The organism is Bacillus sp. ISL-41 (assembly GCF_018613235.1).
Classification (GTDB): Bacteria; Bacillota; Bacilli; order Bacillales; family Cytobacillaceae; genus Mesobacillus.
In genome coordinates this window covers 1-15,273 of the sequence record NZ_JAGGQP010000046.1, presented here as the reverse complement: position 1 = coordinate 15,273, position 15,273 = coordinate 1, and the positions used below count along the sequence as shown (strand labels likewise).

The window sequence follows — 15,273 nt, the reverse complement described above, 5'->3', positions numbered from 1 at the left end:
TAGAAAAGGAGGTCCAGCCATGACGGCGGACCTCCTTTTTGTTGGCTTGGCAAGTGTAATGATGCCTATGCCAGCTGCTGCTCTGCAAACTCTCTATACAAATCATGCGTTTGAATCAATTCCTGGTGAGTACCGATGCCGGTCACTCTTCCTTTTTCGATAAACACAATTTTATCGGCATTGACGATGGTGGAGAGTCTGTGGGCGATGACGAATGTCGTCCGGCCTTCCATCAGGCGGGTCAGTGCCTGCTGGACGATGCCCTCTGACTGGCTGTCGAGGCTAGCGGTTGCTTCGTCCATCATTAGGATTTTCGGATCACGCAGGAAGGCACGGGCGATTGCAATTCGCTGCCTTTGTCCGCCAGAAAGCTTGACGCCGCGTTCGCCAACTTCGGTATCAAGTCCTTTTGGAAAGTCAGCGATGAATTGGTCTGCATACGCCATTTTTGCGACTTCCCACAGTCGTTCATCCGGAATCTTGTCTCCGTTTTCCAGCCCATAATACAGGTTTTCACGAATGGTGCCGGCCATCATCGCGCTTTCCTGGGACACATAGCCGATCTGGTTGCGCCATGAGTTAAGCGATAATTCCCGAATCGGCGTGTCACCAATCCGAATTTCTCCTTTAGTCGGTTCGTAAAAGCGTTCAATCAAGCCAAACATAGTCGTCTTGCCGCCACCGCTTGGTCCGACGAAAGCAACCATCTGTCCAGGCTGCGCGTCCAGTGAAACTCCCTCAATGACCGGCTCCTCCTCACTGTAGGCAAAGCTGACATTATCGATGGTGATCGGCAGGTTGCTAATATCTGTTTCGATGCCTTCCTGACCTTCTTCAAGTGGCTGGTCGAGAATCTCGATGATCCGTTCGGTCGCCCCTTTCGCTTTTTGCAGCTGGGTAAAGAACATTGCAAACGAAGTGATAGGCATGATGATCTGGAACAGATAAAGCAGGAAGGCGATAAGCGCACCTGTTGACATTGTTCCGTTGACAACGCGCATGCCTCCGTACGCAATGATGATGACGATGACGACCATGACCATCAGCTGCATAACTGGACCGATCAACGCGAAAATTCGCGCTTCCTTCAAACCAAAGTTGAAAAGCTTATCAATTCCGTTATACCCATTGTCTTCTTCAATTTTTTCAGCGGTAGAAGCTTTCATTAAGCGGATTTCGCCGAGAGTCTGTGTGATATGTCCGGTGAAAATGGCTGTCTCATCCTGCAGCCCGCGCGCAATCTTGGCCATTTTCCTGCCGAGGGGCATCATGATCGCCAGCGTGAGCGGCACGGAAATGAGCATCAGCAAGGTCATTTTCCAGTCCATCACGAGCAAGATCACGACAGCACCAATGATGGAGATGATCCCCGTTGCGAAATTTGGAAAATGGTTCGTGATCAGCTCTTTGACAATACTCGTATCATTGACGATCCGACTGACCGTTTCACCGCTGGACTGCTTGTCAAAATAGCGGACGGGCATGCGGATCAGCTTCGTCCACATCCGTTCGCGCAGCCTCGCGACGACCTTTTGGCCGACATAACTGAGCAGGTAGATGGAAATTCCGCTGATCAATGCCTGAATGATGAAGGCGGCACCGATTGCAATCACGAGCGGGACGCTGATCGCCTCAACAGAAAAACCGTCGACCAGATTTTTCGTCAGGAGAGGGACCACCAGACCAGCCAGCGTGGTAATCAGACTGGCAGCCAATCCGGTGAAAAGAGCAGCCTTCGGAATATTGGTCGAGAGAATCAGTGAAAGGAAAGGCTTTAAGCTTGTTTGCTGTTTATGTTTATCCATTTTGTAAAAGCTCCCTGTCTTGGATTAATACCATTGAGTGTACTCTATGCAAAGGCAATTGTTAAGCATGCAGAATTTAATACGTATTGGATTAGGGAAATGTTTCAGTTACTTTTCGGCATGGTGCCGCCGCTTTGTTCACCAAGGTTTCCACGAACCTATTCTTCATAAAAAATAGAGTTGGAAAACTCCATGCTGTAATCTAAACTGGAAAAAAACGGTCAAAATTTCCAGTTCGCTATAAAAATTAGGAATTCGCTATAAAAAAGTGAATTTCGCTATATAAATTAAAATTTCGCTATAAAAAAAGTTTTTTCGCTATAAAATCAGGATTATCGCTATAAAAATTTGTCAGCGCGGGTTAATTCTTTACTTATATATTGTTTTTACTGCAAATGTGGATTAAATTTCATGAATAGTGAGTCAATCCTGAAGAATTTTTAACAAAAAAGGGGATGAAAGCAGTGACGTGCCATTATTTTATCGCAACAATGAGGCCGATTGAGGAATTCCATGTTAAGGGCCAGGATTATTCATTCATAAGTGGTGAGGCTTATAAGAAGGAACTTCCGCTTTCTCTTCCATATGTGTATGAATACGGAAGCGAGGATCCCGAATTTATTTCGTTTCTGGACGACTTTATGGAATTTGGAGATGTTGTTGAGTTTTATATTTATGAAGAAGGGAAGCGGGGCAGGTCTTTGTCTGTTAATCTACCTGAAGAAGCCCGGACGATCAATCTATTGAAAAAGACCTATAAAAACGAATATGGTGAGTGCCAGCTTGACGAGAAGGAATGGAAGGAAGAGCTCACAAGAAAGACGATTGCCTCGAAACGAAGTATTACCACTTTTGTAAAATATTGAAATGACAAGCCACTTGAGAGAGTTCAAGTGGCCATGGTTATACTGTAACCAATCGACCATCATTGATATGATCCAGTTTTTCTTTGATTAAATCGGCGAATTCATCAGGCTGGTCAATGTAGAATAGCACCTTTTGCACTTCTTTTTCCTGGCCGAAATAGCCGCGCGCAATCATGGTTTGTTTAAAGATAACTTCATACTTTGCCTCGTCGCTCATCCCGAAAATCCTGGTGAGTGCCCGGGGGAAGGCAGTGGCATGGAATACACCTTTTTCATGGATGATTCCGCCGCTGTTATTGTATATCAATTTGGCTGGCTGGATTTTTTCAATATCGCTCAAGGAAAAATTCAATTCTCTTCTGACGCCGATTTTAATGTTGATCCGATCCTTCTTCACTCTAATCGGCGCATTCCTCAACAGATTATAATCTCCCATTATGTAAAAGACGCTGTAAATATGAAGCAGCAGCATAACCAGAGCGATTTCGGGGGCTTCCTTTTTTAAATATATATGGAAAACAATCATCTCGATGACCTGTTCATGGACGAGGGCGAGATAGAGCCAGAAGTAGTTCGACTTTTTATGATAGTAAAAAGTATCTCGGGCAGGAGTCGGTATTTTCCATTTGAAAAAAGCGTAAAAAAGGATTTTCATTTCTTTTTTGTAGATCAGCAGCAACGGGTTCTCAGTGATTTTTCCTTTGCGGTATAAAAGAAACATATGCACCAGAAAGCCTTCCAGAAGCACTACAAGAATGATGGCCGTCACAATCAGGCGCGTCTCCATAAAAATCCCTCCCCTTTTACGAGTATCGCTTCATTTGGAACCAATAAATAAAGTATTGCGCAATTCCCAGCACGATGAATAGAATGATCGGCAAATACGGAATGTGGTTGAAATAAGCGGTCAGGGCAATCGCGACTGGAATGGATAAAGCAAAAAAGATGTAAACCTTTCTCGTTGCCTTAAAAGTCAGCCACTGCATGCCTTCGTCCTCTTCACGCATTTCCATCGGAATGATGCGTGGCTTTATCGGATCATCGGGGTTGCGTTTATTATAGAGCGGGATAATCGCGATCATGATCAGAATGGGAATTCCCAGCACCATCGGATCAATAGTAAGCCAGGCCGGGACATGCTCGCTATAATAATTGCCAATCATGATGATTCCAAGCCCCAATATCAGGACAATGTTGAATAACGGTGATTGAAAGGTTCTTTTTAACACGGTCAATTCTCTCCTTCTAAGCGAAACACTTCTTCCACAGGTACCTGGAAAGCAGCAGCGATCTTCAATGCAAGGGTGACGGATGGGGCGTAGTCGCCTTTTTCAATTAGTCCGATGGTCTGCCTCGTCACGCCGATCTTGTCCGCCAAGTCTTGCTGTGAAAAACGAAATTTCGCCCGGTATTCACGAACAGAGTTTTTCAGCATTTACAAGTTTACTCCTTTGGAAATATTTGTTTTAAACTTAAAATGTAATATATCCTTTGCATTTTGTAAATGATTATTTACATTTTAATTTTAATAGCATTATTTAAAAGTAGCTGAGGGCAAGTGTTTGGCTGGATTAGGATCTGCCTTTTAACAATCGCACTGATGCTATATAATGAGGTCAACAAGATTTGCGAGGAATCAGGTGAACGGGATGAACACGACGATTAACGATATTGCCAGGCTGGCTGGCGTGGCGAAGAGTACGGTATCGAGGTATTTGAACGGCGGGAATGTCAGCGAAAAGACGAAGGCCAGGATTCGTAAGGTGATTGAGGAAACCAATTATGAACCGAATTCTTTTGCCCAGAGTCTGAAGGCGAAAAAGACGAACTTTATCGGGGTGATTGCGCCAACCCTTGATTCATATGTCACGTCAACTGTGCTGATGGCAATTGATGAGGAGCTTCGGAAGCAGGATTATACAACGCTGATCATCAGCACGAGCAAGCATATCGACAGGGAAATCGAAAGCCTTGTCAGCCTGTCGCGCCAGAAGGTGGACGGGATCATTTTGATTGCGACTGGGATGACTGAACAGCATATTGAAACCATTAAAACAATCCAGATTCCTGTTTTGATTGTGGCCCAGGAAGTGGATCAGTTTAACTGTATCATCAATGATGATTATCATGCCGGATTTGAAATGGGCCAGTATATTGCCGGAAAAGGGCATCAGGCTGTTGCTTACCTTGGTGTGACGGAGAGTGATATTGCGGTTGGCCAGAAGCGAAAGCAGGGAATTCTTGATGGGTTGGCAAAGGGCAGAGTACAAGAGGTGAAGGTGTACCGCTCAGAGTTTGATTTCCAGGATGCCTCCAGGGTTACGGAGGAAATGCTGGGCCATTTTCAGCCGACGGCTATTATTGGTGCTACCGACACGATCGCATTTGGCGCGCTGAAAACTTTATCAAGACTCGGTAAAAAAGTTCCTGAAGACATTTCGTTATCTGGATTTGGCGGCTACAATATTTCTGAAGTCATTCACCCGGCACTGACAACCATCCGCTACAATAATACGAAGACCGGAAAGCTGGCAGCAAATACCATAATTAAAATGACAAATGGCGAAGAAGTACCTCAATTGCAGGTTTCGGGCTATTCTTTTATCGAAGGGGAAAGTGTCAAAAACGTGAAAAGCTGATAACGTTTTCAAAAAAGGGTTGCGGAAAATGCAATCCTGTTTTATTATGAATTTGTGGAACCGGTTCCCACCAAAGGAAGAAAGACTGGTGGGAATATCGTACTTATTTTTTTACTCTTAATTGGAACCGGTTCCCAAGCGAAAAGGGGAGGAATTAGAATCATGGCTAATTCAAATTTAAAGTCCAAATACCTGCCTACCGTCCAAGAAATACTTCGATTAATAGGCGGAAAAGAAAACCTTCAGGGAGCGGCGCACTGTGCAACAAGACTGCGACTTGTTTTAAAAGATAATTCACTTGCTGATACAAAAGCGATTGGCAATCTTGATCATGTAAAAGGATCGTTCGTTGCCGGCGACCAGCTGCAAATCATCATCGGAGCAGGTACGGTCAATGATGTATACGCTGTCTTTACCGAAGAAGCGGGAATCAAGGAAATGTCGCTGGGTGATGTGAAGGAGCAATCTGCACAGAAGCAGAACGCTTTCCAAAGAGGAATCAAAGCTTTATCTGACGTATTCGTCGAAATCATTCCTGGCCTTTTGGCTGCAGCACTCTTAATGGGTGTGACCGGCCTGTTGAGCCAGCAGGGAATATTCGGTGAGCAATCTGTTGTGGAAATGTATCCAGCAATTGCCGGCTTTAACCGATTCATCGCCATCATGTCTACTGGAATCTTTACGATTTTGCCATTGCTGGTTGTATATTCGGCTACGAAACGCTTTGGCGGCAACCCGGTACTTGGTCTGGTCCTAGGGGCGATCATGCTTCACCCAGATCTGGCGAATGCCTACCTCGTTGGAAACGGTACGGTTGAACCAGAAGTCATCAGCATCTTCGGTCTGAAGGTTTCACTTGTTGCGTTCCAGGGCGGAATCATCATCGCCTTGATGATGGGTCTGGTCGTTGCGAAGCTTGACCAGTTTTTCAGCAGGAAAGTTCCTGACATCATCAAGCTCTTCCTTGCACCATTTTTAACAATCGTCGTTGCCGGGTTCCTATTGTTCACGGCAGTCGGTCCATTGGGACGTTTGCTCGCGGATGCCATTACATCAGGACTGATGTGGTCTGTTGATAACCTTGGCATCGTTGGTTTCATGCTGTTCGCAGGCATCCAGCAGGTCATCGTCATCACTGGTCTTCACCACGTAATCGGTGCGGTCGAAGCGCAGCTGATTGCTGACACAGGATTCAACTTCATCATGCCGCTAATGTCTGTTGCCCTTATGGGTCAGGGCGGTTCTGTGCTTGGATATACCCTGGCTTTATGGAAAAACGAAAAAGCAAGGCAGATTGGTGTATCAGCATTCGCTTCTACTCTATTTGGAATCTCTGAGCCAGCGCTGTTCGGAGTTAACGTTAAATACAAATTCCCGTTGATCATGGGTATGATTGGCGGCGCTCTTGGCGGTGCATACGTCTATATCACAGGAATCAAGGCCCTTGGTTTCGGTGCGACAGCTGTTCCGGGCTTTGCGATTGTCGCGGCACAGGGCGGCGGCCACGTCAACTATGTAATCGCCAACCTATTGGCGCTTTCAGTCGGCGCGATCCTTACCATTGCTTACTTGAAAGTTAAAAAGCCGAATTTAGACTAAAAAATATAACCCTGATGAGAGGAAGGAATTCCTCTCATCGCTATTTTACTTATAAGAAAGTGAACTTATTTACTAAGATTAGTGTCTAGCTCCTCCGCTTGCCGGGGCTGACCAAGGCGTTCTCGCTTTTCTTAGGGAAGGAGCACAACAACATGACAAGATATTCGGAACCGAAATATAGAACAATTTTTGATGCAAAGGAAAATGAGCTGGAGCAGCTTAGGGGAAAATCAGCGGATTCTCCCTGGAAGCCGGCGTTTCATATTCACCCGCAGTACGGGCTGATCAATGATCCGAATGGGCTTGCTTATTTTAATGGAGAGTTTCATGTGTTTTACCAGTGGTATCCCTTTGATGCGATGCACGGCATGAAGCACTGGGCGCATGCGAAATCGAAGGACCTTGTGAATTGGGAGCGGCTGCCGGTCGCGCTTGTGCCGGTCGAGGATTATGAATCACACGGTGCTTATTCAGGAGCGTCGCTTGAAGTCGATGGAAAGCTGTATATGTATTACACTGGCAATATCAAGTACGGTCCTGTTGAAAGGTCTGCGAACCAGAACCTGGCGATCATGGACAAGCAAGGCAATATCACGAAGTATGAGAACAACCCATTGATCGAAGGAGTTCCTGAAGGCTATACCGGGCACGTCCGCGATCCGAAGGTTTTTGAGCGGGATGGCCGCTATTATATGCTGCTTGGTGCCCAGCGCACGGATTTGACTGGCGCGATCATTGTGTATGAGTCTGACAATGCGATTGACTGGACTTTCAAAGGCGAATTGGATTTGAAGATTGAGTTTCCTGACGATGTGTATATGCTGGAATGCCCGGACTTTTTCGAGCTGAATGGCAAGGATGTCATTGTTGTTTCGCCACAGGGGTTAAAGCCGGATGGCCATGACTATCATAATATTTATAACGTAATTTACGTGTTAGGCAAGCTGGATCTGGAAAGTCTGACGTTTGAAGTGGATCATTATCAGGAACTGGAGAAGGGCTTCGATTTTTACGCACCGCAGACCTTTGCTGGTAAAAACGACGAGCGTCTGCTGTTCGCCTGGGCTGGAATGGGTGAGATGGATTATCCTTCTGATGAGGAAAAATGGGCACATTGCCTATCCATTCCACGTGAGCTGGATCTTGTGAATGGTAAACTTGTACAGAAGTCTGCCGAGGAACTGAAGCAGCTAAGGAAAAGTACAAAATCTGGTGAAGTCATTTTGGAGAATGCTGGCAGAACTGAAATCGGATCTGCAGATCAATATGAACTGGAGCTTGATTTTACCGATATCGGCGCTGTCCGGTTTGGTCTTGAGCTGTTTGCGTCTGAAACTGAAGGACTTGTGCTGGAGTTTGACCGGAACGGGCAGACTGTCTCTTTGAACCGTGAAAAATTTGACGCTGCTTTTGGCGGCGAGTATGGTTTTGTAAGAAGTTCAGAATTGAAAATAGATGACAAAGTGAAGGTCCAGGTTTTTGCAGACCGCAGTATCGCCGAAGTTTTCATTAACGATGGCGAGGTTGTATTCACAGCGCGTGTTTTCCCTAAGGAAGAATCAAAGGATATCAAGATTTTCGCTGATGGAAAACTGCACTGCAAATATGAAAAGCATGAGCTTGAACAGGGAATTTCGTTGTAGGGGTGTGGAGAATGATGAAGCTGTATTCAATTGGTGAAGTATTGATCGATTTTATCCCCCAGCAAAAGGGTGCTGCGCTGAAGGATGTTGTGTCATTCGAACGGGCTCCGGGCGGCGCGCCTGCCAATGTTGCGGCGGCTGTCGCAAAGTATGGACATGGTGCTTCGATGATTACCAAGCTTGGTGAAGACGCTTTTGGTGATTTCTTGATTGAGCAGCTGGAGAAAGCCGGAGTAGAAACAGACAAAATTCTGCGCACAAAAGAGGCTAATACTGGTCTTGCATTTGTTTCGCTGAAAGAAAACGGTGAACGCGACTTCTCTTTTTACCGCAAGCCATCCGCGGATTTGCTTTTTGCTGAAGAAGAAGTGAAAGCAGATTGGTTTGGCAAGGGAGATATGCTTCATTTTTGCTCAGTGGACCTAGTTGAAAGTCCAATGAAGCTTGCGCATAAAAAGGCTATTCTGTTCATGAAAGAAGCAGGAGGGCTGGTCAGCTTTGACCCAAATGTACGCCTGCCGCTTTGGGAAAAAGCAGAAGATTGCCGCGCTGCTGTACTTGAATTTTTGCCACTTGCAGATATCGTGAAAATTTCAGATGAGGAACTGGAATTCATCACAGGTATCAGCAATGTTGATGAAGCGATTCAATCCCTTTTTACAGGAGATGTCCAGGCTGTAGTTTATACAAAGGGCGCTGATGGCGCTGACCTTTATGTGAAGGGTGCGAACTGGATTTCATCTGGCTATAAGGTGGAAGTCCAGGATACAACAGGAGCGGGCGATGCCTTTATCGGCGGGTTCTTATTTAAACTCCTGGAGGCGGGTGTGACTCCTGATAATCTTGTGGAAGTGCTGGCTGAGAAACAGTCGGACATTCTCCAATTTGCCAATGCAAGCGGGGCACTGACCGCTGCCGGTAAAGGAGCAATTTCAGCTCTCCCTGAAAAGAATGAGATATACAGTCTTATAAATAACCAATCAAAGGCCCTGGATTAAGGGCCTTTTCTTCTTGTCTATCGTCACTCACCGGTATTGTAAAAATATACCTCTTTAACCATAGACAGGGAGTGCCGATATGACATGTATATACTGAAAATTTAAAGGGACGGGTGATTATAATGCAGCCAGATTTAAATAGCAGATCTCTTTTTGATGTCTATAAGTCGTTATTTAATTTCAATCATGATGGGTGTTTCGCCCTTGATGTGCAAGGGGATTTCATCGCATTCAATGACGAGGCTGCGGCGATAACAGGTTATTCGGAGGAAGAGGCCCTGGAAATGAACTTCATCACGATGATTCATGATGAGTTCGTGGACGAGACAATCCAGCAATTTAAGCATGTCACATCTGGAGGCCGAATAAAATTTGAAACGGCCATTTTCAAAAAGGGTACAGATGAACGGATTGAACTGCTGATCACGGCTGTTCCGATTACAGTTGGCAAGGAGATTCTGGGCATTGTCGGTTGCGCACAGGATTTCACTGAAAAAAAAGAGCTCGAGGCTTTATTGAGCGGCCAGAACACGATCCTTAAGATGATGGCGAAGGGAGCCTCCTATCAAGAGGTTCTCGATGAGGTAGTTCTTTTTATCGAGAGTTTTACAGACGGGGCGCAGTGTTCCATTCTGATTTCTGACCAAGAGGGAAAGAGGCTATTACATGGTTCCTCGCCAAATTTGCCCCCTGTTTATAATGAGGCAGTTCATGGGATGCCGATTGGTCCCACGGCTGGCTCCTGCGGCACGGCGGCATTTTTGCGGAAATCCGTGGTGGCAACAGATATTGCGACCGATCCATTATGGGAGGAATACCGCAGCCTGGCATTATCCTATGATTTAAAAGCCTGCTGGTCATCACCGGTTTTTGATGATGATCATCGGGTGATTGGTACGTTTGGCCTTTATTATTGCCATACAAGGTCTCCGCGTGAAAAGGACAGGAAAATCATCCAGCAGGCAACCGATCTCGCAAGCCTGGTGATCCAGCATTATCGGGCAAAAGAAAAAATCAATTTCATGGCATATCATGATGCGCTGACAGGACTGGCCAACCGGCGGCTGTTTGATGAGCGGGTTGACACGGCTTTTACTGAGACAAAAGTGGCTGAAGGAGAAAAACTGTGCCTCATGTTTCTCGACCTGGACCGGTTCAAGTATGTCAACGATTCACTAGGTCATTCAATTGGCGACACCTTGCTGGTTTATGTGTCTGACAAGCTGAGAAAAAGCCTGGGAGACGGAGTGTTTTTTTCAAGGCAGGGCGGTGACGAGTTTACGATTTTACTAGAGCATACGACGAAAGAGAAAGCAGAAGCCGTGGCCCGCAATATCTTGAAGACATTAGAAGAGCCTTTTGTCATCGATGGAACGGATATTTTCATCACAACGAGCATAGGCATGAGCTTTTATCCTGATGATGGTGAGAAGGTTGACATATTGCTGAGCAAGGCGGATGTCGCGATGTATCAAGCAAAAAAGCAGGGACGGAACAACTACCAGGTTTATGATGTGATGCTGGATCGAAAGGCACTCGAAAAACTCCAGATTGAGAACGAGCTCCGCAAAGCACTCGAGCGGGACGAATTCGTGCTTCATTACCAGCCGATTGTGAACCTAAGCAAAAATGAAATCAAAGGAGCGGAAGCGCTGATCCGCTGGCAGAATGACAGGATTGGTTTTGTATCACCGGATCAGTTTATCCCGATTGCCGAAGAAACCGGGCTGATCATTCCGATTGGGGAATGGGTGCTGAAAACCGCCCTGCTGCAGCTCAAGCAATGGCACGCGGACGGATTGGAAGGATTGACGGTATCGGTGAATTTATCGATCCGCCAATTTTACCAGCCTAATTTAATCACGATGGTTAAGGAAACACTTGAACTGACCGGAGTCGAGCCGCGGTTCCTGACCATCGAGATCACCGAAAGCATGACGATGGACGTGGATATAGCAAGCGTCATTCTGCAGGAACTGAAGAAGCTCGGCGTGAATATTTCAATCGATGATTTCGGTACAGGCTACAGCTCATTAAGCTACCTGAAAAGATTCCCGATTGATCATTTGAAAATTGACCGTTGCTTTGTGGAGGACATCGCTGATAATAAAAGCGACGAAAACATCGCCACGACCATTATTCTGATGGCGCATAACCTCGGGTTATCTGTCATTGCAGAAGGCGTTGAAACAGAGAGGCAGCTGGGCTTACTGAAGCAGCATCACTGCAACGAAGCACAGGGGTATCATTTCAGCAAACCTGTTCCGGGAGAAGAGTTTAGCAAAATCAAGGTTCCTTCGTGATACGGAGGGGCCTATTTATGTTTATTCTTTCGTGATACGAGTGAGCCTATTGATGTTAGATTCCTTCATATATGGGTGAGCCTCTCATTTTTATTCCTTCATAAAACGGCGGAGCCTTTTCATTTTCACGATAAATAGTGAAACACCTGGAACCATTTTCCGTCTAATTTTTCAAAGGGGCTGAAAAAGATGAAAAAATGGTGGATATATGGCAGTATGTTGCTCATATCAATCGCAGCAGTGGCGTTTTATTCTTTTTCCCAGTTCAAAGTGGTCAATGCGTGGGAAGAGGAGCAGAGGGTCCTGCCGAACAAGGTGTGGCAGCTGCAGTTTTCGGAGAAGATTTCTGAAGAAAGTCTTGATCCTGATTTGATTTATGTGACGAATGACAAAGGAGAAAAGCTCGAAACGAAGCTGGAGCTGGGTGACGACCGCAAAACCATTTTCATCCTTCCTCCGGAAAACGGTTATGACCTCAAAGCGAAGGAGTATACGGTTCATTTTAAAAAAGGAATTAAATCTGCGCTCGGCAGGGAGTTGGACTCCGAGCACACGTGGAAGTTCTTTGTAAAAGAAACACTTCCGACGGTGGGAACTCAGGAGAATCTGGCGAGCTATTTTGAAGAAATCATGAAGGAAGAGAAAAAGGCCCGAGGCTGGCTTGGCGGGTTGAAGGAATCATTCTCCATGAACGACTCGGCGGAGGAGTCAGCGTCAGCCGATAAATCCGGAGGCGGCGGGGATGTTTCCGAAACAAATGTCCAGGTCCAGGGCGTTGACGAAGCGGATATCGTCAAGACAGATGGAAAAAGCATTTTTCAGGCTGAGCATGATAAGGTGCGGATCATTCAGGCTGTACCCGGCGCACAGATGAAGGTTTTGTCGACTATTCGTTTTGAGAGGAATTTTTCACCCAGCCAGCTGTTCCTGGAAGAAGACCGACTTGTGGTCATTGGCCATCAGTACAATGAGAATTACAGGACCTATGAAGAAGCTGCCAAGGATTCGCTGGTTGCTCCGATGATGCAGTCGACGACCATCATTGTCTATAACGTTAAAAATCCTGCCGAACCGAAGCAGGTTCGTGAAGTCAAAGTGGAGGGTCACTATGTTTCGGCAAGGAAGGTAGAGAATCTTGTTTACTTAATTACACAGCATTATCCCGACTATTGGCTGCTGAAGGAGAGCAGGAAAATGGATATCAGGCCGAAGTTCACCGATACAGCAGACGGTGCAAAAGAAAAAACAGTCGGATATGACGATATTCACTATTTCCCAGAATCCCGCCAGCCGAACTATACAGTGATTGCCGCGCTTGACCTGGACCAGCCGAAAAAGGAAATCTCCATGACGACCTATCTGGGCAGCGGCAACCAGCTTTATATGTCAAAGGAGAACCTCTATCTTGCAGTGGCGAATTACGAGGATATGGATTTGAAAGATCGCGGTGTGATTGCACCGGACACCGATGTCCATAAATTCGCGATCAGCGGGTTGGATGTCCAATACCACAGCTCCGCAACCGTGCCGGGAACTGTGCTGAATCAGTTCTCGATGGATGAGCACAACGGCTATTTCCGGGTGGTGACGACGAAGGGCTATGCCTGGGACGAGAAGCGGCCGTCTTCCAACCATTTATATATACTGGATAAAAACTTGAAGGAAACCGGGAAGATTGAGGAGCTGGCCCGCGGTGAGAGAATCTATTCCGCAAGGTTCATGGGTGACCGGATTTATATGGTTACTTTTAAAGAAACAGACCCGCTGTTTGTGTTTGATGCAAGCGACCCGGCCAACCCGAAAGTGCTTGGCGAGCTGAAAATTCCAGGTTTCAGCAATTACCTGCATCCTTATGATGAAAACCATATTATCGGCTTTGGCCAGGATACAAAAATTGTCGCTGAAAAAGGAGCGTCGCAGCCGCGAATCCTGACAGACGGAGTCAAGATTTCCCTGTTCGATGTCAGTGATATGTCCAACCCGAAAGAGAAATTCACTGAAGTCATTGGGGGACGGGGCACTTACTCTCCGTTGAATCATGACCATAAAGCCTTGCTGTTCAATAAAGACAAAGATATTTTTGCTTTCCCAATAACGGTTTACCGGAACAGCGAGAAGAACGAATACGAACAAATCTTTGAATACCAGGGGGCTTATATTTATGACATTGATCCGTCGACCGGAATTCATTTGAAATCAAAAATAACCCATATTAACGGCGACATGCCGTATTACGAAGAATGGGAGCGCCAAATCCAGCGCCTGCTTTACATCGGAGACACCTTGTACGCCCTGTCGGCGGAAAAAATAACGAGCCATAAAATGGACAGTTATCAGAAGGTTGCGGAGCTGGAATTTTAGAAGTGGTGGGCTTCCGCTGATGGCAAGGAAAACCCGTTGGGGGTCATTACAGCTTCAAAATGCACGTTCAAAATAAAAGTGGAGTCAGGCCGTCAGGTGCAGCCAGACTCCACTATTTTTATGAGGAACTATTTCCGGAAGCAATTTAGCCCAGCCCCTCCGTATTCTGCAGCACAATTCGCCAGCCATCCGGATCGGCAATCGTTAGGCCGGCCCTTTTCCAATATGGATTTTCCGGCTCGACCTCCGGATACCCCATGTCATGGAGGCGCTCGGCGATTGCGTCCCGTGCTTCCTTATTCGGGATATAGAAGACTAATAGATTGTCTCCAGTCGGCGCAGGGCAGGGACTGCCATTTTCATGCTGGGTGAATTCAAGGTGATAGCTCAAATCAGGCAGACCAAGCATCACGCCATCATAGCCATCATGCTTTTCAAAGCCGCCAACCACTTCAAGCCCCACACCATCACGGTAAAATTCAACGACCTTTCCCAACTGATCCGTTGGCCGCGCGATCCGGAACTGGACAGCAGGTAGTTTTTCAGACCAAGGCTTCTTCAGATTCAGCACCCCGATTCAATATTTTTAGTTTTATTATATATTATGGGAACAACACCTGTGGCATACTTTAGTTTGGAGTCTGCTATAATGGGAATTATTAAGGATTTCATATAAGAGGTGTTTGGATGACTCTGGGGCTAATTTTGGTAATCATCATCATCATTGGAGCACTGCTGGCAACATTATTACTGTCCGGCAAGGGAGACGAAGAGTACAGCAAATCAACGAAAAAAAATACTACGAATCTGTCATTGATTTATATTGTTGTGATTGTTCTATCCTTTCTGGCGGTGGGGATTTATATTAGGTGGTTTGTGTAAGTGGGCTTCGGCTCACGCAGTAAAAAGGTCAGCCCAAAGTGTAATTGGGCTGACCTTTCTTATTACACGAACAAATCAGTTTGTGCCCGTTGAAAGAGGAAATCGTGAGAGCACGGTCACAAGAAGGGTGAACTTGTGCCCGTGAAAGAGGAAATCCCAAGAGCACGGTCACAAGAA

The 15,273-nt window shown here is 46.1% G+C and carries 13 protein-coding genes; 8 read left to right on the top strand and 5 right to left on the bottom strand.

What is annotated here, in order from left to right:
• Window positions 1-65: 65 nt before the first annotated feature.
• Window positions 66-1,805 (bottom strand): ABC transporter ATP-binding protein, encoded by a 1,740-nt coding sequence (locus tag J7I80_RS21215; protein ID WP_214741147.1) that lies wholly within the window; start codon window positions 1,803-1,805, stop codon window positions 66-68.
• 464 nt (window positions 1,806-2,269) lie between these two features.
• Between J7I80_RS21215 and J7I80_RS21210 the strand changes: the two genes are divergently transcribed.
• Window positions 2,270-2,671, top strand: a complete 402-nt coding sequence (locus J7I80_RS21210; RefSeq protein WP_214741145.1) for a hypothetical protein — start codon at window positions 2,270-2,272, stop codon at window positions 2,669-2,671.
• Window positions 2,672-2,708: 37 nt separating this feature from the next.
• On the opposite strand, the gene J7I80_RS21205 is transcribed toward J7I80_RS21210, so the two are convergent.
• From J7I80_RS21205 to J7I80_RS21195, 3 genes are read right to left on the bottom strand one after another with little or no spacing between them, the layout of a single operon-like run.
• Window positions 2,709-3,458, bottom strand: coding sequence for a hypothetical protein (locus tag J7I80_RS21205; RefSeq protein ID WP_214741143.1), 750 nt, complete (start codon window positions 3,456-3,458; stop codon window positions 2,709-2,711).
• Window positions 3,459-3,474: 16 nt separating this feature from the next.
• Window positions 3,475-3,900 (bottom strand): hypothetical protein, encoded by a 426-nt coding sequence (locus J7I80_RS21200; protein ID WP_214741142.1) that lies wholly within the window; start codon window positions 3,898-3,900, stop codon window positions 3,475-3,477.
• Between the two features lie 2 nt (window positions 3,901-3,902).
• On the bottom strand, window positions 3,903-4,106 hold the full coding sequence (locus J7I80_RS21195) for a helix-turn-helix transcriptional regulator (RefSeq protein WP_214741140.1): 204 nt from the start codon (window positions 4,104-4,106) through the stop codon (window positions 3,903-3,905).
• 214 nt (window positions 4,107-4,320) lie between these two features.
• On the opposite strand from J7I80_RS21195, the gene J7I80_RS21190 reads away from it, so the two are divergent.
• The 6 genes from J7I80_RS21190 (at window position 4,321) to J7I80_RS21165 (ending at window position 14,214) form a co-directional block, all read left to right on the top strand.
• On the top strand, window positions 4,321-5,310 hold the full coding sequence (locus tag J7I80_RS21190) for a LacI family DNA-binding transcriptional regulator (RefSeq protein WP_214741138.1): 990 nt from the start codon (window positions 4,321-4,323) through the stop codon (window positions 5,308-5,310).
• A gap of 162 nt (window positions 5,311-5,472) precedes the next feature.
• On the top strand, window positions 5,473-6,909 hold the full coding sequence (locus tag J7I80_RS21185; RefSeq protein WP_214741136.1) for a PTS transporter subunit EIIC: 1,437 nt from the start codon (window positions 5,473-5,475) through the stop codon (window positions 6,907-6,909).
• Between the two features lie 152 nt (window positions 6,910-7,061).
• On the top strand, window positions 7,062-8,552 hold the full coding sequence (locus J7I80_RS21180) for a glycoside hydrolase family 32 protein (protein WP_214741134.1): 1,491 nt from the start codon (window positions 7,062-7,064) through the stop codon (window positions 8,550-8,552).
• Between the two features lie 11 nt (window positions 8,553-8,563).
• Complete coding sequence (locus J7I80_RS21175) at window positions 8,564-9,550, top strand: carbohydrate kinase family protein (protein ID WP_214741132.1); 987 nt, start codon at window positions 8,564-8,566, stop codon at window positions 9,548-9,550.
• A 122-nt stretch (window positions 9,551-9,672) separates the two neighbouring features.
• Complete coding sequence (locus J7I80_RS21170) at window positions 9,673-11,853, top strand: bifunctional diguanylate cyclase/phosphodiesterase (protein ID WP_214741130.1); 2,181 nt, start codon at window positions 9,673-9,675, stop codon at window positions 11,851-11,853.
• 189 nt (window positions 11,854-12,042) lie between these two features.
• On the top strand, window positions 12,043-14,214 hold the full coding sequence (locus J7I80_RS21165) for a beta-propeller domain-containing protein (RefSeq protein ID WP_214741128.1): 2,172 nt from the start codon (window positions 12,043-12,045) through the stop codon (window positions 14,212-14,214).
• A gap of 145 nt (window positions 14,215-14,359) precedes the next feature.
• Here the strand turns inward: J7I80_RS21165 and J7I80_RS21160 are convergent, their stop codons facing one another.
• Window positions 14,360-14,776 (bottom strand): VOC family protein, encoded by a 417-nt coding sequence (locus tag J7I80_RS21160; RefSeq protein WP_214741179.1) that lies wholly within the window; start codon window positions 14,774-14,776, stop codon window positions 14,360-14,362.
• 125 nt (window positions 14,777-14,901) lie between these two features.
• Between J7I80_RS21160 and J7I80_RS21155 the strand changes: the two genes are divergently transcribed.
• On the top strand, window positions 14,902-15,096 hold the full coding sequence (locus J7I80_RS21155) for a hypothetical protein (RefSeq protein ID WP_214741126.1): 195 nt from the start codon (window positions 14,902-14,904) through the stop codon (window positions 15,094-15,096).
• Window positions 15,097-15,273 lie beyond the last annotated feature (177 nt).